Annotated in this window: 18 protein-coding genes; 3 read left to right on the top strand and 15 right to left on the bottom strand. The window is 74.0% G+C overall.

Translation table 11 applies throughout. The features are described from left to right. Position 1: 1 nt before the first annotated feature. The gene (rpe, locus tag MILUP08_RS13350; protein ID WP_007458394.1) at positions 2-682 is read right to left on the bottom strand and encodes a ribulose-phosphate 3-epimerase; all 681 of its coding nucleotides are present in this window, start codon (positions 680-682) and stop codon (positions 2-4) included. 254 nt (positions 683-936) lie between these two features. On the opposite strand from rpe, the gene MILUP08_RS13345 reads away from it, so the two are divergent. Beyond that, positions 937-1,827: a septum formation family protein gene (locus tag MILUP08_RS13345; RefSeq protein WP_007458393.1), complete on the top strand. Its 891-nt coding sequence runs from the start codon at positions 937-939 to the stop codon at positions 1,825-1,827. A gap of 84 nt (positions 1,828-1,911) precedes the next feature. Then, positions 1,912-2,802: a septum formation family protein gene (locus MILUP08_RS13340; RefSeq protein WP_007458391.1), complete on the top strand. Its 891-nt coding sequence runs from the start codon at positions 1,912-1,914 to the stop codon at positions 2,800-2,802. 120 nt (positions 2,803-2,922) lie between these two features. On the opposite strand, the gene MILUP08_RS13335 is transcribed toward MILUP08_RS13340, so the two are convergent. The 5 genes from MILUP08_RS13335 to MILUP08_RS13315 all read right to left on the bottom strand — a co-directional run bounded on the left by MILUP08_RS13335 (position 2,923) and on the right by MILUP08_RS13315 (position 9,639). Continuing rightward, positions 2,923-4,401 (bottom strand): RsmB/NOP family class I SAM-dependent RNA methyltransferase, encoded by a 1,479-nt coding sequence (locus MILUP08_RS13335; protein WP_051065942.1) that lies wholly within the window; start codon positions 4,399-4,401, stop codon positions 2,923-2,925. Further along, positions 4,356-5,282 carry a methionyl-tRNA formyltransferase gene (gene fmt, locus MILUP08_RS13330; RefSeq protein ID WP_007458389.1) on the bottom strand — a complete coding sequence of 309 codons (927 nt, stop codon included), beginning with the start codon at positions 5,280-5,282 and terminating at the stop codon, positions 4,356-4,358. Before fmt ends, MILUP08_RS13335 begins: the two co-directional genes overlap by 46 nt. Positions 5,283-5,287: 5 nt before the next feature. Beyond that, positions 5,288-5,848 carry a peptide deformylase gene (gene def / locus MILUP08_RS13325; RefSeq protein ID WP_007458388.1) on the bottom strand — a complete coding sequence of 187 codons (561 nt, stop codon included), beginning with the start codon at positions 5,846-5,848 and terminating at the stop codon, positions 5,288-5,290. A gap of 45 nt (positions 5,849-5,893) precedes the next feature. Then, on the bottom strand, positions 5,894-7,162 hold the full coding sequence (locus MILUP08_RS13320) for a cytochrome P450 (protein WP_007458387.1): 1,269 nt from the start codon (positions 7,160-7,162) through the stop codon (positions 5,894-5,896). 74 nt (positions 7,163-7,236) lie between these two features. Further along, positions 7,237-9,639, bottom strand: coding sequence for an ATP-binding protein (locus tag MILUP08_RS13315; protein ID WP_237747060.1), 2,403 nt, complete (start codon positions 9,637-9,639; stop codon positions 7,237-7,239). Positions 9,640-9,952: 313 nt separating this feature from the next. On the opposite strand from MILUP08_RS13315, the gene MILUP08_RS13310 reads away from it, so the two are divergent. Continuing rightward, positions 9,953-11,233, top strand: coding sequence for a chymotrypsin family serine protease (locus MILUP08_RS13310; RefSeq protein WP_007458385.1), 1,281 nt, complete (start codon positions 9,953-9,955; stop codon positions 11,231-11,233). A gap of 79 nt (positions 11,234-11,312) precedes the next feature. On the opposite strand, the gene MILUP08_RS13305 is transcribed toward MILUP08_RS13310, so the two are convergent. From MILUP08_RS13305 to MILUP08_RS13265, 9 genes are all read right to left on the bottom strand, one after another. Further along, complete coding sequence (locus MILUP08_RS13305) at positions 11,313-12,296, bottom strand: AAA family ATPase (RefSeq protein WP_007458384.1); 984 nt, start codon at positions 12,294-12,296, stop codon at positions 11,313-11,315. Positions 12,297-12,519: 223 nt separating this feature from the next. Then, positions 12,520-14,622 (bottom strand): primosomal protein N' family DNA-binding protein, encoded by a 2,103-nt coding sequence (locus tag MILUP08_RS13300; protein WP_007458382.1) that lies wholly within the window; start codon positions 14,620-14,622, stop codon positions 12,520-12,522. A 59-nt stretch (positions 14,623-14,681) separates the two neighbouring features. Next, positions 14,682-15,875: a methionine adenosyltransferase gene (metK, locus tag MILUP08_RS13295; RefSeq protein ID WP_007458381.1), complete on the bottom strand. Its 1,194-nt coding sequence runs from the start codon at positions 15,873-15,875 to the stop codon at positions 14,682-14,684. Between the two features lie 87 nt (positions 15,876-15,962). Beyond that, on the bottom strand, positions 15,963-17,171 hold the full coding sequence (gene coaBC, locus MILUP08_RS13290) for a bifunctional phosphopantothenoylcysteine decarboxylase/phosphopantothenate--cysteine ligase CoaBC (protein WP_007458379.1): 1,209 nt from the start codon (positions 17,169-17,171) through the stop codon (positions 15,963-15,965). A 14-nt stretch (positions 17,172-17,185) separates the two neighbouring features. Next, the gene (gene rpoZ, locus MILUP08_RS13285) at positions 17,186-17,449 is read right to left on the bottom strand and encodes a DNA-directed RNA polymerase subunit omega (RefSeq protein WP_007075826.1); all 264 of its coding nucleotides are present in this window, start codon (positions 17,447-17,449) and stop codon (positions 17,186-17,188) included. Between the two features lie 64 nt (positions 17,450-17,513). Next, positions 17,514-18,047 (bottom strand): guanylate kinase, encoded by a 534-nt coding sequence (locus MILUP08_RS13280; RefSeq protein WP_007458372.1) that lies wholly within the window; start codon positions 18,045-18,047, stop codon positions 17,514-17,516. Between the two features lie 25 nt (positions 18,048-18,072). Beyond that, complete coding sequence (mihF, locus tag MILUP08_RS13275) at positions 18,073-18,390, bottom strand: integration host factor, actinobacterial type (protein WP_007458370.1); 318 nt, start codon at positions 18,388-18,390, stop codon at positions 18,073-18,075. Positions 18,391-18,568: 178 nt separating this feature from the next. After that, entirely contained in the window at positions 18,569-19,405 is an 837-nt protein-coding gene (gene pyrF / locus MILUP08_RS13270; protein WP_007458357.1) for an orotidine-5'-phosphate decarboxylase, read from the bottom strand. 66 nt (positions 19,406-19,471) lie between these two features. Continuing rightward, positions 19,472-20,746 carry an adenosylmethionine--8-amino-7-oxononanoate transaminase gene (locus tag MILUP08_RS13265; protein ID WP_007458356.1) on the bottom strand — a complete coding sequence of 425 codons (1,275 nt, stop codon included), beginning with the start codon at positions 20,744-20,746 and terminating at the stop codon, positions 19,472-19,474. Positions 20,747-21,012 lie beyond the last annotated feature (266 nt).

Here is a 21,012-nt window from a genome sequence, read left to right as displayed (position 1 = left end):
CTCAGGCCCCGGGCGCCGCGCGCTCCGCCAGTGCCCGCAGGTGCCGGACCGCCTCCGCCGGGTCGGCGGCGCCGTAGACGGCGGTCCCGGCCACGAACGCGTCGGCCCCGGCGGCGGACGCCTGCTCGATGGTGTCGGCGGCGATCCCGCCGTCCACCTCGATGCGCAGCTCCAGGTGGCCGGCGTCGACGTGCCGGCGGGCGGCGCGAACCTTGTCCAGCAGTTGCGGGATGAACCGCTGCCCGCCGAAGCCCGCCTTGATCGTCATGATCAGCAGGGTGTCGAAGCTGGGCAGCAGCTCCAGGTACGGCTCGATCGGCGTGTCCCGGTCGATGGCCAGCCCGGCCTTCGCGCCGGCCGAGCGCAGGTCCTTCGCGAGCGCCACCGGGTCGTCGGCCGCCTCGGCGTGGAACGTGACGTTGTACGCCCCGGCGTCGGCGTACCCGGGGGCCCACCGGCGCGGATCCTCGATCATCAGGTGCACGTCGAACGGCATGGTGGTGGCGGCGCGCAGGCTCTGCACCACGGGCAGACCGATGGTCAGGTTGGGCACGAAATGGTTGTCCATCACGTCCACGTGCAACCAGTCCGCGGCGTCCTCGACGGCACGGACCTCTTCGGCGAGGCGGGCGAAATCGGCGGCCAGGATGCTCGGCGCGACGATCGGCGGCGGTACGGTCACGGGGCCAGTGTACGAACGTGGCCACACGCCGCCCGCAGCACGGCACCAACTCCGACACGCTGTGATCCAGCAGTGACCAGTAGTGCAGAATAAGCCGGTCCGGACCCCCGATTCCGGACGAACAGACATCAGTGGCTGGCCGATCGACCCAAACGCGACGACACTCCAAGCGGGACGGTGCCGTAGGCTGCACGCCCGCCGGGGTCGCGCCGCGGGGCGCGGTGACCGGTCGCCAGCTCCCGGGAGGGCGGACGATGCGACGGTGGCTTCCAGCGCTGGCGCTGGTCGGCATCACGACGATGCTGCTGGCCGGCTGCGGGCCGGCGCGAGGCGCGGACGGTGACCTCACCGACGACTGGCCGACGCTGCGGGTTCCGAAACCGTTCACTCCCGCCACCGACACCTGCCTGCCCCGGATCACCTCGGTCGTGCAGGCCAGCACGTACGAGACTGTCGACTGCGCCCGCAGCCACCTCGCCGAGGCGATCCACGTCGGCACGTTCACCGGCACGGCCGCGCAGGCCGGCACCCGACCCGGCCCGGGCTCGACCGCGCTGCGCGCGGCCCGCTCCGAGTGCGACCAGCGGGCCCGGGAGGTGCTCGGCGGCGACTGGCACACCGCCCGGCTCACCCTGACGCTCTCGCTGCCCAGCGGCCCGGCCTGGACCGGCGGCGCCCGCTGGTTCCGCTGCGACCTCAGCGAGACCGACAGCATCGACAACACCCGGCCGGTGAACCGCGTCGGCAGCCTGCGCGGCGCGTTGATCGGCGACACCCCGCTGACCCACGGCTGCTTCGACCCCAAGCTGATCGGCGACAACCTCAACTACATGGCCCCGGTGCTCTGCACCGAGCCGCACCGCGCCGAGTTCGTCGGCGTCTACGAGGAACGGGACATGAGCTGGGGCGAGTTCACCCGCGCCGGCGAGCAGGCGCACCGGCGCTGCATGACGTTGATCGCCGCGTACGCGGCAGTGCCGAACAACAGCGACCTGCCGTACCGGGCCGGGTCCATCTACTACCCACCGTCGCAGCGGGAATGGGAGGAGGGCGACCGTGGGGTGCGCTGTTTCCTGTGGAGCGACGACCGCAAACTCACCCGTTCGATGCGCGGCGCCGGCCCCGAGGGACTGCCCGCCATCTGAGCCACGGTGCCGTATGCTGCTGCGCCGTGGCGCTACCGACCGGCTGGGGGCCGACCGGAGGTCACCAGCGGCGGGAGGTCGGAGATGCGACGGTGGTTGACGGCGGTTGCCGGGGGCGCGGCGGTGGCCCTGGTGCTCGCCGGCTGTGGCACACCCGCCGGAGTCGACCGTGACCTCACCGACGACTGGCCGGCGCCCGTGGCGGCGCAGCAGTTCGTCCCCGCCGCCGGCGTCTGCCACCACTCCTCCCAGCAGGTCGGTTTCCTGAGCGGCTACAACCCCATGGAGTGCGGCGAGTCGCACCGGGTGGAGACCATCCACGTCGGCACGCTCACCGGCCCCGGCACGGAGCGCGGCACGCCCCCGCCGCCCGGCTCGGAGGGCATGCGGGCCGCGCAGGCCAACTGCCAGACCGAGGTCAGCAAGGCGGTCGGCGCCGACTGGCGCTCCGGGCGCCTCGGGTTGACAGTCGTGCTGCCGTCGGCGCCCGCCTGGGCCGGCGGGGCCCGCTGGTACCGCTGTGACGTCACCGAGATCACCAGCATCGACGACACCGCCGTCGACCTGCGCACCGGCAGCCTGCGGGGTGCGCTGACCGGCGCGGCCCCGCTGGCGTACCGCTGCTTCAACCCCAAGCTGGTCAAGGACAAGGTCGAGGAGATGGTGGCGGTGTCCTGCACCGCCAAGCACCACGCCGAGTTCGTGGGGATCTGGCAGGCGCCGGACATCAGCTACGCGGAGTTCGGCCGCACCACCAAGCGCACCCACCGGGCGTGCCAGTCGCTGACCGCCAAGTACGCCAAGGTGCCGGACAACTCCCAGCTCGACTTCCGCGCCGGAACGATCTATTACCAGCCGTACGAGCAGGAGTGGCGCAACGGCAACCGCGGCGTGCAGTGCTTCCTGTGGATCAGCGACCGGAACCTGACCCGCTCGCTGCGCAACGCCGGCAACAAGGGCCTCCCGGTCACCTGACGCCGGCCGACACGACCGCACCCGGCCGAATCGGCCGGGTGCGGTGTCACGTTCAGCCCCTGTGGCCGACGGCTGTCAGCCCTGTGCGGAACGGCTGTCGGCCTCTGCGGGCGTCGGCCGTCAGCCCTTGCGCAGGACGGCGAGGAACATCGCGTCGGTGCCGTGGCGGTGCGGCCAGAGCTGCACGGTGGGGCCGTCGCCCAGGCCGGGCATGCCGGCCGGCAGCAGCGGTCGGGCGTCGACGAAGTCCACCGACACCCCGCTGCGGCGGGCCGCCTCGGTGACCGTCACGTGCGTCTCCACGGTGTGCGGCGAGCAGGTGACGTAGGCGACCAGCCCGCCCGGCCGGACCGCCCGCAGGGCCGCGCCCAGCAGCTCGCGCTGCAGCCGGGTCAACGGCGGCAGGTCGGAGGGCTGGCGACGCCAGCGCGACTCGGGTCGGCGACGCAGCGAGCCCAGGCCGGTGCACGGGGCGTCCACCAGCACCCGGTCGAAGTGCCCCTCGGGCAGCTTCGGGTCCGCGCCGACCTCACGGCCATCCATGGCCAGCACGGCCACCGGCAGGCCCCGGGTCGCCTGGGACACCAGTCGGGCCCGGTGCTCGGCCACCTCCACCGCCGTCAGGCGTGCGCCGCGCTGCGCGGCAAGCGCCCCGAGCAGGCCGGCCTTGCCGCCCGGGCCGGCGCACAGGTCCAGCCAGCGTCCGTCCGGGCCGTCCAGCGGCGCGTCGGCGAGCGCGGCGGCCACGAGTTGGGAGCCCTCGTCCTGGACGTGGGCACGACCGTCGACCACCGCCGGCACGTCGCCGGGCGCGCCGCCGGGCAGATAGACGGCGTACGGCGAGAAGGCGCCGGGCGCGCCGCCGACCTGGTCGGCCAGCTCGATCGGGTCGATCAGGCCGGGGCGGGCGCACAGGTGCACCGGGGGACGTTCGTTGTCCTCGATCAGGAGCCGGGCGGTCTCGCCCAGGTCGCCGTCGAGCGCCTCGGAGAACGCCCGCACGATCCACTGCGGGTGGCTGTACGCCAGCGCCAGATGCCCGACGGGGTCGGTCTCGATCGGCGGGGCGAGCTTGGCCACCCAACCGTCGATGTCGCGGGTGGACACCTCGCGCAGCACCGCGTTGGCGAACCCGGCGGCGCCCGGCGCGACGGAGCGGACCAGGTCCACCGTCGACGACACGGCCGCGTGCGGGGGCACCCGGGTGTGCAGCAGCTGGTACGCCCCGATCCGCAGCGCGTCGCGCGCCGGCGGGTCGATGCGCTCCACGTCCCGGCCGGCCGCGTCACTGAGGATCGCGTCGAGCGTGCCGAGGTGGCGCAGGGTGCCGTAGGTCAGCTCGGTGGCGAAGGCGGCGTCGCGGCCGTACAGCCCCTCCTCGCGCAGGATGATCGGCAGCACCAGGTTGGCGAAGGCGTCGTCGCGGTGCACGGCGGCCACCGCCTCGTACGCCGCGCGTCGTGGCCGGTCCAGTGGCGGCCGGGTCGGCCGGCGGTCGCCACCGCGACCGGCGGACGAACCACCTCGGAACGGACGTGTCCCCTCCGGGGCGGTCACGCGAGACCCTCGCCGGCGCTGACGCGGACGCCGCGCGCCCAGTCGGTGGCGGCCATGGCGCGCTTGCCCGCGGCGCGGACCTCGCCGAGACGCACCGGCACGGTGGCCGTGCCGGCCAGCACCCGCGTCTTCTCCACCAGCAGCTCCCCCGGTTTCAGGTCCGGGCCGTCGGGCACCGGTGCGACCGCGCCGAGCTTCACCCGCTCGTCCCGGAAGGTCGTCCACGCTCCGGGGGCCGGGGTGCAGGCCCGGATCCGCCGGTCCACGGCGAAGGCCGGGTCACCCCAGCGCACCCGGGCGTCCTCCACTGTCAGCTTCGGCGCCAGCGAGACCCCGTCGGCGGGCTGCGGCTCGGCCCGCGCGGTGCCGTCGGCGATCGCGTCGAGCACCGCCACCAGTAGCCCGGCACCGGAGTCGGCGAGCCGCTCCAGCAGGTCACCGGAGGTGTCGCCGGGGCGGATCTCGTCGGTCAGGGTGCCGAACACGGGGCCGGTGTCCAGGCCCTGCTCCAGTTGGAAGACGCTGGCGCCGGTCAGCTCGTCGCCGTGCAGCACGGCGTGCTGCACGGGCGCGGCGCCCCGCCACGCGGGCAGCAGGGAGAAGTGCAGGTTGATCCAGCCGTACCGGGGGATCTCCAGCGCCGACGGCGGCACCAGCGCGCCGTAGGCGACCACCGGCACGCAGTCCGGGGACAGCTCGCGCAGCCGGTCGAGGAACTCCGGGTCGCGGGGGCGGGCCGGCGTGAGCACCTCCACGCCGTGCTCGTCGGCCCACGCGCCGACCGGGGAGCGGGACAGGCCGCGCCCACGCCCGGCGGGCGCGTCGGGCCGGGTGACCACGGCGACCAGCTCGTGCCGGGAGGCCGCGACGGCGGCCAGGGCGGGCACGGCCACCGCCGGCGTACCGGCGAAGATCACACGCATCCGGGTCACCGACCCAGGCCGAAGGGGCTGCCGCCGGCGTGCGGGTTGATCTTGACCACCGGCGGCGCGGCCGCGTCGTACCACTCGGCCTGGCGGATGGCCTTCATGGCCTCCTTGCGGCCGGCGGCGTCGAGCCGGTCGAGGAAGAGCACACCGTCGAGGTGGTCGGTCTCGTGCTGCACGCAGCGGGCCATCAGCCCGGTGCCGACGATCTGCAGCGGGTCGCCGTAGCCGTTGAAGCCCTTGGCGATGACGTTCTGCCGGCGCTTCGTGTCGAAATAGAGCCCGGGGATGGACAGACAGCCCTCGGGGCCGTCCTGCTCCTCCTCGTCGGGGAACTCCAGCACCGGGTTGACCAGGTGCCCGAGCACGTCGTCGACGTCGAAGGCGAACACCCGCAGGCTCACACCGAGCTGCGGCGCGGCCAGGCCGGCGCCGTTCTGCCCCCGCATCGTGTCCGTGAGGTCGGCGATGAGCCTACGCAGCTCAACATCGAAGTCGACCACCGGATCGGCCGGCGTGCGCAGCACCGGATCCCCAAACAGACGGATGGGCTGGACGGTCACGCGGGACGGCTCCTTCATCAGGCGGGCGAGCGGTGCCGTACCAGTCTACGGAGTGTTCCCGAGGGCCCCGGCCGGCGTACCTCGATCGGCCTCCGCCGGTGTGCCCAGCATCACCGGCAGGCTCTCGTAGCCGCGCAGGGTCAGCCGGGTGCGGTGCCTGGGCGTCCCGGCCAGGGCCAGCTCGGGCAGCCGCCGAAGCAGCAGCGGAAAGGCCAGCTGCGCCTCCAGCCGGGCCAGCCCGGCGCCGAGGCAGTAGTGCGGGCCGGCGCCGAAGGAGAGCGGGTGCGCCTGGTCGCGGGTCGGATCGAAGCGCTGCGGGTCGGAGAACCGGCGCGGGTCCCGGTTGGCGGCGCCGAGCAGCAGCAGCGTCGTGCTGCCGGCCGGCAGGTCGAGCCCGCCGCAGCGCACCGGCGCGGTGCTCGTCCGGGTGGTCAACTGCACCGGGGAGTCGTAGCGCAGCAACTCCTCGACGTACGCCGGGGCGAGCCCGGGGTCGGCGCGCAGCGCGGCGGCGGCCTCCGGGTGGCGCAGCAGCACCACGAGGCCGTTGCCGAGCAGGTTCGTGGTGGTCTCGAAGCCGGCGACCAGCAGCACGACCAGGTTGGCCAGCAGCTCGGCGCCGGTGAGCCGGTCGCCGTCGGCGTCGTGCACCTGGACCAGAGCGGTGGTCAGGTCGTCGGCCGGCGCGCGGCGGCGGGCGACGACCAGCTCGACGAAGTAGTCGCGCAGCTCGGCGGCACCCGCGTCGGCGACGGCCAGCTCCTCGGTGGTGATCTCCGGCTCCAGCACCCCGGTCAGATCGCCGGCCCAGCGGCGGAACAGCGGCCGGTCCTGCGCCGGCACACCGAGCAGCGCACAGATCACCCCGACCGGCAGCGGGTACGCGAAGTCGGCCAGCACGTCGACCGGCTTGCCGTCGGCGGCGCGGCCCGCCATCGCGTCGAGCAGCTCCTCGGCCTGGGCGCGCACCACGTCGCGCATCCCGGCGATCCGACGCGGGCTGAACGCGCCGGCGGCGAGTCGACGCATCCGGCTGTGGTCGGGCGGGTTGGTGCGCAGCATGGACCGGGCGATCGACGAGATCGCCGGACTCTGCCGCCAGTTCGGCCAGACCTGGTCCCGCAGCGCGTCGTCGAGCACCCCGAGCCGGGGGTCGCGCAGCAGCTCGTCGGCCTCCGGGTAGCCGGTCACCACGTACAGGCCGGGCAACGCCTGCACCACCGGCCCGTGCGCGCGCAACCGCTCGTACGTCGGGTACGGGTCGACGCGGCCCTGCGGCGACATGAGCAGTGTGAGCGCCTCGGCAGCCTCCATGGCCGGCCTCCCCCGTCGATGCGTCGAAGGCTCCATCATGCCCACGCCGCCGTCGCCGGCATCCCCGTCGTCGATCAGGCCCGGGCCAGCAGGTCGCGCACCCGCTCGCTGTCCGGGTGGCCGAGGTCGTCGAGGATGCCCAGGGCGCGCCGCCAGGTACGCGCCGCGCCGGCCGGGTCCCCCGCCGCGTGCCGACTCTCGCCGAGGCGGGAGAGCGTGTCCGCCTCGTCGTAGCGGTCGCTGATCCGCCGGTACAGCCGCAGCGCCCGCCCGTAACAGCGGATCGCCTCCCGGTGGTCGCCCAGCCGCGCGTGGATGAAGCCGAGGCTGTCCCAGGTGTTCGCCTCACCGTGCCGGTCACCGGTCCGACGCAGCAGCGCCAACGCCTGCTCACAGTGCGCGAGCGCCGGGCGGTACTGGCCGAGCTGCGCGTGCGCCCAACCCACCGCGTTGCGGGCGCTGGCCTCCCCGGCCAGGTGGCCGGCGTCCCGGTACAGCGCGAGAGCCCGCCGCACGTGGTCCAGCGCCTCGGCGTACCGGCCGAGACCGTCGAGCATCGCGCCGAACGCCCGGTGGGTACGCGCCTGCCCGGTGTGGTCACCAAGCGCCCCGAAGAGCGCCAGGGCCTGCCGGTAGTTGCTCGCCGCCTCGTCCACCCGCCCCAGCCGGGACAGCACCCGGGCGAGGTCGCGGTGGGCGTTCGCCTGCCCGAGCCGGTCCCCCGCCCGCCGCGCCCCGGCCAGGGCGGTCCGCTGGGCGACGGCGAGGTCCGGCCACCGTCCCCGGCGTTGCAGGAAGTCCACAAGCGTCCACGCGAGCTGCCAGGCGTGGCCGTCGAACCCGGCGCGTCTCGCGTGCGCGACGGCCGCCAGCAGCACCGGGTACTCGACGGTGAACCAGGCGAGCGCCTGCGCGTGGTCGGTGATCTCCTCGGGCGCCACACCCGGCGGGGCCGCCGCCAGGGTGACCGGATCCCGGCCCGGTTGCAGCAGCAGTGCGGCCGCGTGCGCGGTGTGCAGGTAGTGGTCCAGCCCGCGCCGGATCGCGGCCCGCCGGGCCTCGGCCGGATCGAGTCGTTCGGCCTGCTCGGCGGCGTACGCCCGGAGCAGGTCGTGCGCGCCGAACCGGCCGGGGGCGTGCTCGGTGACGAGGTGCGCGTGGGCCAGCTCCGTCAGCAGTCGGGGCACCTGCTCCCGGGGCAGCCCGGCCAGGCTGGCCGCCGCGGCGACCCCGATGTCCGGGCCGGGGTGGCAGCCGAACAGCCGGAACAGCCGCGCCGCCTGAGGTGTGAGGCTCCGGTACGACCAGGAGAAGACGGCCTGCACGTCGGTGCCGGCGTCCCCGGCGTCGAACGAGTCCAACGGGCGCGGCGCCCCGCGCAGTTCGGCGGCGAGGGTGGCCAGGGGGAACGCGGGATGCGCCGCACTCCGCGCGGCGAGCACCGCCAGGGCCAGCGGCAGCCGCGCGCACCGCTCGATCATCTCGTCCACGGCCTGCGGCTCGACCGCCAGCCGGTCGGCGCCGAGCCGCCGGGCCAACAGCTGCCAGGCCTCGGCGGCGCTGAGCAGGTCGACGCCGACCGGCCGGGCGCCCTCGGCGGCGACCAGACCGGCCAGCCGGTTGCGGCTGGTGACCAGGACCAGGCAGGTCGGACTGCCGACCAGCAGCGGCCGAACCTGGTCGGCGTCGCGGGCGTTGTCCAGCAGTACCAGCATCCGGCGACCGGCGAGCAGGCTGCGGTAGAGACCCACCTGCGCGGGCAGGTGGGTGGGAATCCGTTCGGGCGGCACCTCCAGGGCCTCCAGGAAGCCCCGGACCGCCTCGACGGCGGTCACCACCGTTCCGGTGGAGTCGAATCCGCGCAGGTCGACGTAGAGCTGGCCGTCCGGGAAGCGGTCGGCGACGCGGTGCGCCCAGTGCACCGCGAGCGTCGTCTTGCCCACCCCGGCCGTGCCGGACAGCGTCACCACAGTGGCCGGTGCCCGGTCGTCGTCGCCGGAGGTGTCCGGGCCGGCGCAGGCGGCGTCGAGCTGGGCGAGCTGGGCGGCACGTCCGACGAATCCGGGCAGCGCCGGGGGTAGTTGGCGGGGCACGGGGAAGCGGGTCGGGGCGGTGGCGGCCCGGGCGCCGCCGCTCCTGGCCCGTACGGCCCCGGCGCCCGCCCGGCCGGTGGCCGCGTGGTCTCGGGTCGGGCGTCGACGTCGCTCCTCGATCCGGTCCCGCGCGGTGGCCAGCACCCCCTGCTCGGTGGGGGTCGCCCCGAGCAGCCGGATGAGCGCGTCGAACCGCTCCGGCGGGGGCAGGATGTTGCCGGCGAAGTACTCCCCGATGATGCCGCGCGACCAGCCGGTCTTCGCCGCCAACTGCCGGTACGTCAACCGGGTCTCGCCCTGCTGCCGGGCTTCACGGCGGCGCAGCTGGCGCAGCAGGCCGGCCAGCTCCTGCAGGGTCTGCGCCTCGACGCCGCCGCGGGCCACGTCGAACTCCGCTGGCGGCCCCTGTGGTGCTGGTCGAAACCCGGACGGTACCCGTTGGTCGGACATGCGGCCCCCACCCCCTACCGGTCACCCGGGCGACCCGGGTGCCGACACGGGCAGGTTAGTTGTGGTCACACACGGCTAGATAGGAGGCGGCCGATGTCTGACAGTTCCACATCAGACGTTTCCCCCGTCCGGCGGTGTCCGGCGGTGTCCAGTCCCGTCCAGGATCGCCGTGCTGAACCGACGTCTCGTGCCACCGTCCTGGTGCGGGCCCGGCCCGCGCCACGAAACCCTGGGGAAGGGGTACCAGATGATCCGTCCACACCCGACCGCCCGACGGTCCGCGGCCATGCTGCGTCGCATCGCCGTCGCCGCGTGCGGCCTCACGCTGCTCGTCGCGGGCGTGAGCGTCACACCGGCCACCGCCGCGCCGGGAGGTAAGGCCACCACCACCGGATCGTTCGTCGACAGCGAGCCCGTGCCCGGTGGCTTCGCCTCCTGGTCCGAGCTGCTCCGGTTGCAGCAGCGGATGAACACCGCCGCCGCCCAGATCACGAACGCGGCGCAGCGCAGCGCGAACTCCGGCTTCGCCGGTGTCGTCGCCGATCCCACCACCCGCCACCTCCAGGTCTACTGGAAGGGCGAGCCGCCGGCGCGCCTGGTGGCCAACGCCCGGGCCACCGTCGCGACGACGGTGCTTCCCGCCGCGTACTCGCAGCGGGAGCTGATGGTCGCGGCCGACCGGCTGCGCGCCTCGGCCGGCGACAAGATCACCACGGTGGGGCCGCGCGCCGACGGCGCCGGCCTGCTCGTCGGTACGCAGAGCGGACTGCTCGGCGCGACGGCTCTCGCCGGCGTGCCGGTGACCGTGCAGACCGGTGTCGCCGCCGCGCCCGCCACCCGGTGGGACGACTCGCCGGCGTGGTGGGGTGGCGCCGCGTGGCGCAACACCGCCAACGGTGGCGGCTGCTCGACCGGCTTCGGGGTCTACCAGGGCGGGGTGTCGCGGGTGCTCTCCGCCGCGCACTGCGCCAACCTCGGCGTCCTCGCCACCGATCCGACCGGGCAGACGATCGGCACCGTCGGAACCCGCAACGTCAGCAGCGACACCCTGCTCATCGCGGGCAGCGGGGGCGGCCGGGTCTTCAACAACAGCACCGACGCCGCCGGCGCGGTGGTCAGCGAGTTCAGCAACCAGGTGATCGGCGCACAGGCCAGCCAGGTCGGTAACTGGGTGTGCACCTCCGGCGCGTACTCCGGCACCCGGTGCTCGATCCAGGTGAAGGCCCGCAACCTGTGCATCAACGTGCGGAACTTCGGCACGGTCTGCGGTCAGGTGCAGGCCGAGAACACCACCCACACCAACGCCATCGGTCAGGGTGACAGCGGCGGCCCGGTGGAGATCGTGAACGCGGCGAACACCCTCCAGGTCTGGGCGACCGGGACCAACACCGCCATCGACGACACCAACACCGCAACCACCTGTACCGGCTACGTCACCAGCGGACGGGTGTGCGCCTGGCGGATCTACTACGAGGACATCTTCTCCGGCCTGGCCGGAGTCGGCGCCTCGGGCGTGGTCCTGGGCTGACACCACGGGGCGTTCCGTCGTTCGATCCGACGGCCGGGCCGGCGCGCACCCCGCGCGCCGGTCCGGCTCCGCGCTGGGCTCAGGCGCCGACGCCCCGGTCCGCGGCGAGCACGGCGTCGCCGCCGAGCAGCGCCGGCTCGGGCAGCGGCAGCTGGATCTTGTGGGCCGCCTCCCAGTCGTAGACCAGGCCGTGACGGACCTGCGCGGCGAAGTAGTCCACGGCGCTCATCCCGCCCACCACCGGCTCGTCGACCTCGGCGACCAACTGGGCGGGGACCAGGGAGAAACCGTTCTGGATAGCGGCGCTGAGCCGACGGTGACCGTCGACGACGAAGAAGTACTCGCCGGTGAAGCCGATCTTCAGTGGTTCGAGGGACTCGTCGCCGGCCTCGGCCACGTCGCCGACGAACTCGCTGTCCCACAGCCCGCGCAGGGTCGCGATGTCCTCGGTCGGGTAGACCCGCGCCGGGTCGAGCAGCAGCAGCGGTTGGCCGTCGCGCAGCACGTCCGCGCCGAGCGTGCCCTCGTACGCGGCGATGATGTGCTCGACCACCTCGGCGGCGGAGGCCCGGGTCGTGTCGCAGATCAGGTCATAGTTGCGCAACCGCGCCTTGTCCACCCCGTAGCGGACGATGAACCGGCTGCGCTCGCTCTCGCTGCGCTCGCGGAGCTTGGCCTTGGCCTCCTGGAGCGAGGCGTAGCTCTCCGCCGGCCCGGACGGGCGGGCCAGCACCCGGCGGGCCGCCTCACCCGGCTCGGTGATCATGTGCACCTTGAGCGCGTCGGTGAAGAAGTGCCAGGCCAGCCGCGAGTCCATGATCAGATGCTCGCCGGAGGCGGCGATGTCGCGCTGGAGCTGGTCGACGTAACCGTCGACGGCCTGGTCCAGCTCGGCGTGCAGATTGAGCTGCAGGGCGGTCATCTGCCGCTGCTGCGCCATCTCCCGGTAGAGGTCACCCACGCTGACCCGGCGCATCCCGAGCCGCTTGGCGATCTCCACCGAAACGGTGCTCTTGCCACTGCCGAGGTCGCCGTTGAAGACGATCGATTGTCGAACGGTCACGACTGGTCCACCCCTGATAACCGGCTTCCTGACATCATCGACATCGCGTCCGACCGACGCGTTCCCGGCCCGCCCGTTCCGGCAGTGCCGTGACCTGGGGCCGTCGTACGCCCGAGCATGACGGGCGATGCTACCACCTCGACGCCAACGCCCTGCCGGACGCGGTGTGCGGTCAGGGTCTTCCGGGCCGGGTTCCACAACCCGTAAAACGGTCAGAACAGGCTCAGCGGATCGACCTGGAGACGAACCGGGTCGGCGGCCTTGCGGGCGGCACGCACCCCGGCGGCCGAGTGCAGGGCCTCGGCGAGCGCGGCGGCCCGCGCCCGGGGCACCCGGACCAGCATCCGCTCCCGCCCCTCGTCGGCCGGCACCGGCCCGAGCACCTCGGCGTCGCCGGGCAGCCGGGCCGCGGCGAGCAGGTCGGCCACCGCCTCGGCCGGGCCGGTGACGCTCGCCATCCGTACCGCCGGCGGAAAACCCAGCTCGCGGCGCTCGGCCAGTTCCCGGCCGGCGAACCAGGCGGCGTCCCAGCGCAGCAGCGCCTGCACCGGGGCGAGCGCGCCGTCGGCGACCACCACCACGCGGCCGCCGGCGCGGCGGCCAGGCGCGCGGCCAGCCACCGGCGCAGCGCCTCCTCGCCGGCCCGCAGGTCGGCCCGGGTCAGCAGGGCCCACGAGTCGAGCAGCAGCACCGCGCCGTAACCGCCCTCGGCGGTCGGCTCGGCGCCAGGGGTGGCGACGACCAGGGCGGCCCCGCCGGGCACGTCGGTTAGCACCTCCTCCCGTCCCGAGGTCCGCACCGGCACGTCGGGAAAGGCCCGGCCCAGCTCCTCGGCGGTACGCCGGGCACCGGTCACCGCGGCCCGCAGGCGCCGCCCGCCGCACTCGGGGCAGGCGTACGCGGCGGCGACCCGGGCGCACCACCGGCAGGCGGGGGTGCCGCCGGCCGACGGCAGCGCGAGCGGGCCCGCGCAGTGCGCACAGCGGGCCGGGGTACGGCAGTCGGCGCACGAGATCGAGGGCAGGTAGCCGCGCCGGGGCACCTGCACGAGCACCGGCAGGTCCGCCCGGAGGGCGTCGCGGGCAGCCGTCCAGGCCAGGCTGGGCAGCCGGGCGGTGGCCGCACCGGGATCACGGGCCAGCTGCGGGTCGTCACCTGTCGGTGCGATTGCCGGTATCCGGGCCCGTACCGTCGCCCGGTCCGCGACCACCTCCCGGGCCCAGCCGGTCTCCAGCAGCAGCTGCGCCTCGGCCGTGCGGGCGTACCCGCCGACCAGCGCGCCGGCCTCGGCGAGCTGCGCCCGGGTGAGCAGCACGTCGCGGGCGTGCGGATAGGGCGCGCGGGGCTCGGAGTGCAGGTCGTCCCCGTCGTCCCAGACGGCGACCAGGCCGAGCCGCTCCACCGGGGCGAACATCGCGGCGCGGGTGCCGATGACCACCGGCACCTGTCCGCGCCGCGCGGCGAGGAACGCCCGGTAGCGCCGGGCCGGGCCGAGGGCGGCGGAGAGGCTGACGTGCCGCCCCGGACCCAGCACACCGGTCAGCGCGGCGTCGAGACGGTCGAGGTCGCGGGCGTCGGCCACCACGACCACGGCGCCGCGCCCACCGGCGACGGTGGCGGCCACCGCGTCGGCGTAGCGGGCGGCCCAGTCCTCGCCGGGCAGCGCGGACCAGACCGCGCGGGGCGCCCGGCCGTCGGTGAGCGCCCGCAACAGCGCCGGCCCGGTCGGGTAGTCCCGCCAGCCGCGCGGGTCGACCGGCTCGGCGCCGACAGTCGGTCCGGCAGCGACAGCCGGTCCGGCGCCGACAGCCGGTCCGGCGCCGACAGCCGGTCCGGCGCCGACAGCCGGTCCGGCGGCGACAGCCGGCTCGGCGCCGACAGCCGGCTCGGCGGGCTCGGGCACGGCGGGCCCGGGCGCGGTGGACCCCGCCCGGGCGGTCGCCGGGTTGGCGGCGACCCCGTCGAGGGCGGTGGCGTCCGGTGGGACGGACGCGCCGGTCGTGTGGGGTTCCTTCTCGACCCGGGCGTGCCGGGGTGGCACGGCGAGGCGGAGCACGTCGGCGAGGTTGCCCGCGTACCGGTCGGCGACCGCCCGGGCCAACCGGGCGATCTCGGGTGCCAGCACGGGCTCGGGCGAGACGACCTTCTCCAGGTAGGCCAGCCGGCCGGTGTGCCCGGAGTCGTCGGCGCGCGACAGCAACCACCCGTCGACGAGCTGCCCCGCGAAGCGCACCTTCACGCGGGTGCCGGGCACCGCCACGTCGTCCAGCTCGGCGGGCACCAGGTAGTCGAACGGCCGGTCCAGGTGCGCCAGCGGGACATCCACGCAGACGCGCGCGACCGGCGACCCCTCCGCGGGTCGCCGGTCGCTACGCCTGGTGGCGGTCAGGCTCCCGCGGCCGACTTGAGGTCGGCGGCCCGGTCGGTGCTCTCCCAGGCCAGGTCCGGCAGCTCCCGGCCGAAGTGGCCGTACGCGGCGGTCTGCTGGTAGATCGGGCGGAGCAGGTTGAGGTCCCGGATGATCGCGGCCGGGCGCAGGTCGAACACCTCGGCGACGGCCTTCTCGATCGAGGCCACCGGCACGGTCTCGGTGCCGAACGTCTCGATGAAAAGGCTCACCGGGTGCGCCTTGCCGATGGCGTAGGCGACCTGCGCCTCGCACCGCTCGGCCAGGCCGGCGGCGACCACGTTCTTGGCCACCCAGCGCATCGCGTACGCGGCCGAGCGGTCCACCTTGGACGGGTCCTTGCCGGAGAACGCGCCGCCGCCGTGGCGGGCGTACCCGCCGTAGGTGTCGACGATGATCTTGCGACCGGTCAGGCCGGCGTCACCCATCGGGCCGCCGATCTCGAACCGGCCGGTCGGGTTGACCAGCAGCCGGTAGCCGTCGGTGTCCAGACCGAGGCTCTCCAGCTCGGGAGCGATGACGGAGTCGCGCACATCCGGGGTGAGCAGCGACTCCAGCGAGATGTCCGCCGCGTGCTGGCTGGACACCACAACGGTGTTGAGGCGGACCGGGCGCAGCCCCTCGTACTCGATGGTGACCTGGGTCTTGCCGTCCGGACGCAGGTACGGGATGGTCCCGTCCTTGCGCACCGCGGCGAGGCGGCGGGCCAGCCGGTGGGCGAGCGCGATCGGCAGCGGCATCAGCTCGGGAGTCTCCGAGCAGGCGAAGCCGAACATCATGCCCTGGTCACCGGCGCCCTGCGCGTCCAGCGCGCTCTCCGACGCACCGGTGCGCAGCTCGAAGGCGTTGTCCACGCCCTGCGCGATGTCCTCGGACTGCGCGCCGATCGAGACGCTGACCCCGCAGGACGCGCCGTCGAAACCCTTCTTCGACGAGTCGTAGCCGATGTCGAGGATGGTGCGCCGGACGATGGTGGGGATGTCGGCGTACGCCTTCGTGGTGACCTCACCGGCGATGTGCACCTGGCCGGTGGTGATCATGGTCTCGACCGCGACCCGGCTGTGCGGATCCTCGGTGAGCAGCGCGTCGAGGATGCCGTCGCTGATCTGGTCGGCGATCTTGTCCGGGTGGCCTTCCGTGACCGATTCGGACGTGAAGAGGCGGCGTGTCACGGCACTCCTAAGCGTGTGAGGTCGTTCCGCGGCAGTCTAGTCACCGCTGCGGCCGGTGTCGGGGTCGGTCGCGCGCTGTTCCACCCGTCAGGAGCGGTTGGCCAACCGCGCCACGACGAGGTCCCACACGGTGTCGGCCACAGCCTCCTTGGCCTGCTCCGGAAGACGGCTCACCGAGCCGTCCGCGCCGATGACCGTCACCGTGTTGGTGTCGGCGCCGAAGACCCGGTCCGGACCGACCTCGTTGACCACGATGAGGTCGGCCCGCTTCCGGGCGAGTTTCGCCCGGCCGTTGGCCTCCGCGTCGCCGGTCTCGGCGGCGAACACCACAAGCACCTGCTCCGGTCGCTTGCGTTGGCCCAGCTCCGCCGCGATGTCCGGGTTGGTCACGAGCTCGATGGTGGGCGCCACACCGTCGTCCGACTTCTTGATTTTGCCAGGCGCGTACGTCGCCGGTCGGAAATCGGCCGGAGCCGCCGCCATCACCACCGCGTCGGCCTCGACGGCGGCCTCGAGGGTCGCCTCGCGCAGCTCGGCGGTCGTGCCCACCCGGACCAGGTCGACCCCGGCGGGGTCGGCGAGGGAGACGTTGGCCGTGATCAGCGTGACCCGCGCGCCCCGGGCGACAGCCGACCGGGCGAAGGCGTAGCCCTGCTTGCCGGAGGAGCGGTTGCCGAGGAAGCGGACCGGGTCCAGCGGCTCGCGGGTCCCGCCGGCGGTGACCACCAGCCGGCGGCCGGTCAGGTCGGCGGGGGCGGAGACGCCCCGGGCGAGGACCTGGCGGGCGACCGCGAAGATCTCCGCCGGGTCGGGCAGTCGGCCCTTGCCGCTGTCGGCGCCGGTGAGCCGCCCGACGGCCGGCTCGATGACCCGGACGCCCCGGGACCGCAGCGTGGCGACGTTGGCGACGGTGGCCGGATGCTCCCACATCTCGGTGTGCATGGCCGGAGCCAGCACCACCGGGCAGCGGGCGGTCAGCAGCGTGTTGGTCAGCAGGTCGTCGGCGAGCCCGTGGGCGGCCTTGGCGAGCAGGTCGGTGGTGGTCGGCGCGACCACCACCAGGTCGGCCTGCTGGCCGAGGCGGACGTGCGGCACCTCGTGCACGTCGGACCAGACGTCGTCGGCGACCGGTTGACCGGAGAGCGCCGCCCAGGTCGGCGCCCCGACGAACCGGAGCGCCGACGCGGTCGGCACGACACGGACCCGGTGACCCGACTCGGTGAACAGTCGCAGCAGCTCACACGCCTTGTAGGCGGCGATGCCGCCGCCGACCCCGAGGACGATCGAGGCGGACATCGACGGGTGCGGGCTTACGGCTGGTCGGTCGGCTCGGCGGTGAGCAGGCCCGCGTTGATCTCGCGCATGGCGATGGAGAGGGGCTTCTCCTGCGGGGTGGTCTCGACGAGCGGGCCGACGTACTCCAGGAGGCCCTCACCGAGCTGGCTGTAGTAGGCGTTGACCTGGCGCGCGCGCTTGGCGGCGAAGATGACCAGCGCGTACTTCGACGTCGTCTTCTCGAGGAGCTCGTCGATCGGCGGGTTGGTGATGCCTTCGGGGTTGGCGATGGATCCCACGAATTAACCTCTGCGTCTTTCGAGCCGCGCGGACGCGGTGCTGAGTCTCAACGGCGGCCGGCCGTCAGCCGCGTACACGCGACCAGGCCGGATCCGGATAAGAAGAACCGAGTAAGCCTACCAGCTCGTCGGCGACCCGATCGCTGTGGTCGTGCGTCAGGGTGTGCCCGAAGGCGGCGGCCACGGCGGCGTCGGGTCGATGTCCGGGTGGGATCAGCAGCACCAGCCGGGCGGCGGGCACTCGCGCCCGCACCAGCCGGGCCCCGGCGACGTCCAGCGGCAGCAGGACCGGCTGCCCGGCGTCGAGCCGGGCGCGCAGCGGCGGGTCGAGGGTGCCCCGGTGGTACGCGCCGATCCGGGACCACTCCAGCAGGTCTCCGGTGGCCACCCGGCGCTCGAACTCGGCCGGGGCGAGGAACACCCGCTGCTCTCCGTCCACCTCCGGTTCCCGGCGCGGCCTGGTCGTTGCCGGCACCGGGATCCACACGGACGGGAAACGCGCCCGAACGAGCTCGACGACACTCTCCCTGCCGGAACCCGAAGGTCCAGCCAGGACAGTGAGCCGAGCCGCCGGGCGCGCCTCGTCATCCGTGCTCACTGCTTGTTTCTACACGCTGCCAGGTTCAGTTGGCGGCGAACTCTCCAAGCAGTGCCTTGCGCTGCTGCTCGCCGAGGCCACGCAGGCGACGGCTGTCAGCGATCTTGAGCTTCTCCATGATCTGGGTAGCCCGGATCTTGCCGATGCCCGGCATCGCCTGCAGGACGGCCGAAACCTTGAGCTTGCCGACGACGTCGTCGCTCTCGGCCCGCTCGAGGACGGCACCGAGGGTGGTCTTGCCCTGCTTGAGCTGCTCCTTCAGCTCGGCACGGGCCTTGCGGATCTCCGCGGCCTTCTCGAGCGCGGCAGCGCGCTGTTCGGGGGTCAGTGACGGGAGCGGCACCAGTTCTCCTCAGGTCCCTATCGCGGCGGGCGGGGCGCACCGCCGCATCTGTGAAACGTGGTGTCGCTGTGAACCAAGGGGTCCGTGGTTCCCAGCGCGGGGAAAACTAGCGGTCAACGGAGCTTTCGGCAACGTGGGCGCGCGATGATCATCGCAAAGTGACCGAGCCGTCAGTCAGTCACCGCGCAGCCAGGACGGCCCGACACTCGGCCGACACCCGGTCCGCGGCGGCCCGCAGGGCGTCGGCGTCCGGTCCCGCCGACAGGACCTCCCGGGAGTACGACGGGAGCACCGCGGCGAGACTGGAACCGAAGACGGTGCGCAGATCGGCGGCACCCGCACCCTGCGCGCCGAGCCCCGGAGCGAGCAGCGGACCCCCCACGCCGGAGAGGTCATGACCGGTGTCACCGATGGTCGCGCCGACCACCAGACCGAAGCTTCCGAGGGGGTCCGCACCCCGGTTGAGCTGGGAAATCTCGTCGATCACGGTCTGCGCGACGGTCCGCCCGTCGGCCGTGCGGGCCCGCTGCACGGCCGCGCCCTCGGGGTTCGAGGTGAGGGCCAGCACGAAGACCCCGCCGCCGTGCTTCGCGGCCAACTCGAACATCGGCGCCAGCGAACCTACTCCCAGGTAGGGACTGGCCGTGACCGCGTCGACATACAGCGGGCTGGATGGATCAAGGTACGCGGAGGCGTACGCGCTGACCGTTGAGCCGATGTCGCCACGCTTGACGTCCAGCAGAACGAGCGAACCGGCTTCTCGTAACTGTCGGATAGTTGACTCAAGGATCGCCACACCGCGGGATCCGAACCGCTCGAAAAAGGCCGACTGAGGCTTGACCACCGCAACCCGGTCACCGAGGGCGTCCACCACCGTGCGGCTGAACCGCTCCAGGCCGTCGACGTCGTCCGCGAGGCCCCAGCGGGCCAGCAGACCGGGATGCGGGTCGATGCCCACGCAGAGCGGTCCACGCTCCGCGACGGCCCGGTGCAGTCGGTTGCCGAAGCTCTCCATCGGCGTACTTCCCCTCTTCTCGTCCGGGCGGCGGACCGCCTCGGCGTACGTGTTGACCGGAACCGTTCAGCCGGCCGCCACCGCCGCCGCCACCCCGGCCGCGATCCGGGCCAGGTCGGCGTCGTCGGTGACGTACGGCGGCATCGTGTAGATCAGGTCGCGGAACGGCCGCAGCCACACGCCGCGCTCCACGGCCGCCGCGGTGGCCGCGCCGAGGTCGACCTCGTGGTCGAGCTGAACCACCCCGATCGCCCCGAGCACCCGCACGTCGACCACGCCCGGGGCGGCGCGCAGCGGCTCCAGGCCGGCGCGCAGGCCGGCGCCGACCCTGGACACCTGGGTCGCCCAGTCCCCGGCCCGCAACAGCCCGATGGAGGCGTTGGCGACCGCGCAGGCCAGCGGGTTGCCCATGAACGTGGGCCCGTGCGCCAGCACGCCGTCGGCGGAGATGCCCCGGGCGACCTCCGCGGTGCACAGCGTCGCGGCCAGGGTCAGGTAGCCCCCGGTGAGCGCCTTGCCCACGCACATCACGTCCGGGGCCACCCCGGCGTGCTCGGCGGCGAACATCGCGCCGGTACGGCCGAACCCGGTCGCGATCTCGTCGAAGATCAGCAGCACCCCGTGCGCGCGGGTCACCTCGCGCAGCACCCGCAGGTAACCCGGATGGTGGAACCGCATCCCACCGGCGCCCTGGACGACGGGCTCGACGATCACGGCGGCCAGCTCGTCCGCGTGCCGCTCCACCGTCTCCACCAACGCCGCCACGTACGCCTCGTCGGGCGGGTCGGTGAAGCCGCCGGGCGGCACCGGGGCGAAGATCTGCCGGGGCAGCACGTCGCCCCAGAGGTGGTGCATCCCACCCTCCGGGTCGCAGACGCTCATCGGGTGGAACGTGTCACCGTGGTAGCCGCCCCGCCACGTCGCCAACCGGCGTCGCCGGGGCCGGCCGACGGCCCGCTGGTACTGCAGGCACATCTTCACCGCCACCTCGACGCTCACCGAGCCGGAGTCGGCCAGAAACACGTGCTCCAGACCCTCCGGGGCCAGCTCCACCAGGGTCTGGGCGAGCCGCACGGCCGGCTCGTGGGTGAGTCCGCCGAACATCACGTGGCTCATCCGGCCGAGCTGGTCGGTCACGGCCGCGTCCAGCACCGGGTGCCGGTAGCCGTGGATCGCCGCCCACCAGGACGACATCCCGTCCACCAGCTCGCGCCCGTCGGCCAGGGTCAGCCGTACGCCCTCGGCGCTCTCCACCACGTACGGCGGGTTCGCCGGTGGCAGCGCGGCGTACGGGTGCCAGACGTGCGCCCGGTCGGTGGCCAGGATCTCCTCGGGTGTCACGCGTACTCCTCTTTCCGGCGCGGACGTGCCGGGCCGTGGTGGTCAGGCGGCCGGGTCGGGCGGTTCCCTCGCCGCCTTTGCTCTGCTTCAACGGACGCACCGCCCGGTGTCCGGATATCGGACGCCGGCCGTTGCGTGGGTTGAAGCAGAGCAAAGGCGCGGCGAAGGGGGTGGGCACCCGGCGCGGAGCTGGCCGGGCCCAGCCCAGAGCCAGCCCGGCGCGGCGCCGCCGGCCCAGCCCAGAGCCAGCCCGGCGCGGTGCCGGC

The organism is Micromonospora lupini str. Lupac 08 (assembly GCF_000297395.2).
Classification (GTDB): Bacteria; Actinomycetota; Actinomycetes; order Mycobacteriales; family Micromonosporaceae; genus Micromonospora; species Micromonospora lupini.
This window is presented reverse-complemented; position numbering and strand designations above follow the sequence as displayed.

Excerpts from the sequence above, each read along its gene's own strand:
- MILUP08_RS13345 (WP_007458393.1), top strand. The coding sequence starts at position 937 with ATGCGACGGTGGCTTCCAGCGCTGGCGCTGGTCGGCATCACGACGATG.
- MILUP08_RS13340 (WP_007458391.1), top strand. The coding sequence starts at position 1,912 with ATGCGACGGTGGTTGACGGCGGTTGCCGGGGGCGCGGCGGTGGCCCTG.
- fmt (WP_007458389.1), bottom strand. The coding sequence starts at position 5,282 with ATGCGTGTGATCTTCGCCGGTACGCCGGCGGTGGCCGTGCCCGCCCTG.
- MILUP08_RS13320 (WP_007458387.1), bottom strand. The coding sequence starts at position 7,162 with ATGGAGGCTGCCGAGGCGCTCACACTGCTCATGTCGCCGCAGGGCCGC.
- MILUP08_RS13310 (WP_007458385.1), top strand. The coding sequence starts at position 9,953 with ATGATCCGTCCACACCCGACCGCCCGACGGTCCGCGGCCATGCTGCGT.
- coaBC (WP_007458379.1), bottom strand. The coding sequence starts at position 17,171 with ATGTCCGCCTCGATCGTCCTCGGGGTCGGCGGCGGCATCGCCGCCTAC.
- pyrF (WP_007458357.1), bottom strand. The coding sequence starts at position 19,405 with ATGGAGAGCTTCGGCAACCGACTGCACCGGGCCGTCGCGGAGCGTGGA.